Genomic DNA, 1,045 nt, shown 5'->3' on the forward strand with positions numbered 1-1,045 from the left:
ACCGCGAACGTCCGCCGCCGGGCGGCCTGCGCCAGCACCTCACCGGTGGCGGCGTCGGCCGGTTCCGGGTCCGCCGCCGTCCCGTGGGTGGCGGTGGCGGTCATCGCGGTCTGCCCTGCGGTGCGTGCACCTGCTCGACCTCGAGGCGCAGGCTGGTGGCGAACGCGGCGGCGGACGACCACTGCGTGTGCAGCGTGGCGACGCGCTGGTCGGCGAGCTCCCGGTACATGGCGAGCCGTTCGACGAGCTCGGGGTCCGGCGGCGTGGTGGTCCCCCGCTCTCGGCCGCGGAGGACGTCGAGGATCTGCAGCACGTCGCGGATCTCCTCGATGCTGAAGTCCAGCGGCTTCATCCGGCGGATCACCATCAGGCGCTCGACGTCGCCGTCGGTGTAGAGCCGGAAGCCGCCGCTGCTGCGTGCGGTCGGGGTGACCAGGCCGCTCTCCTCGTAGAAGCGGATGGTGCGGACGCTGAGCCCGGTGCGCTCGGCGACCTCGCCGATCTGCATGTGCCGATCACCCATGGGGTGCCTCCGATCCAGGTCGCGCCGTTACGACGGCCCGAGCTGCAGTCAACTCTAACGTGAAAGAAGAGTTGATGACGCCGAGCGAGGGGGGCTCCGAGACGGCCGGGCGGCCAGCAGCCGACCGCCTCGGAGGTCGATCGGCCGGCCCCGCGGTGGTACGCAGGGCCGGCCGGGGGTCAGTGCGCGCCGGCGAGCTGTCCGCTGTGCCGCTCGTAGCGGGAGGCGGAGTGCCCGTTGAGCCCGATGACCTCCACCTGCTTCCCGCGGGTCGCGTACTTGTGGGTGATCGCGTCCAGGGCGGCGACCGTGGAGGCGTCCCAGACGTGGGCGCCGGACAGGTCGATCACGACGTTCTCGGGATCGCCGGCGTAGTCGAACTGGGTGTACAGGTCGTTGCTGGAGGCGAAGAAGAGCGCACCGTGGACCGAGTACACCCGGGTGTCGCCGTCCGGGTCGGAGACGCTGGTGACCTCGACGAGGTGGGCCACCCGGCGGGCGAAGAGCACGCAGGCGACCAGC

2 protein-coding genes are annotated in these 1,045 nt (G+C 71.9%); both read right to left on the bottom strand.

Annotated features, from left to right (window positions below; all coding sequences use genetic code 11):
- Nucleotides 1-100: 100 nt before the first annotated feature.
- A complete protein-coding gene (locus IN07_RS20675; protein ID WP_036339928.1) occupies nucleotides 101-523 on the bottom strand; it encodes a MerR family transcriptional regulator in 423 nt (140 codons plus the stop codon).
- Between the two features lie 179 nt (nucleotides 524-702).
- Nucleotides 703-1,045 (bottom strand): STAS domain-containing protein (locus tag IN07_RS20680; protein WP_036339930.1); only part of this gene is annotated, 343 nt, incomplete at its 5' end.

Origin of the sequence: Modestobacter caceresii, from assembly GCF_000761485.1 — a bacterium.
Taxonomy (GTDB): domain Bacteria; phylum Actinomycetota; class Actinomycetes; order Mycobacteriales; family Geodermatophilaceae; genus Modestobacter; species Modestobacter caceresii.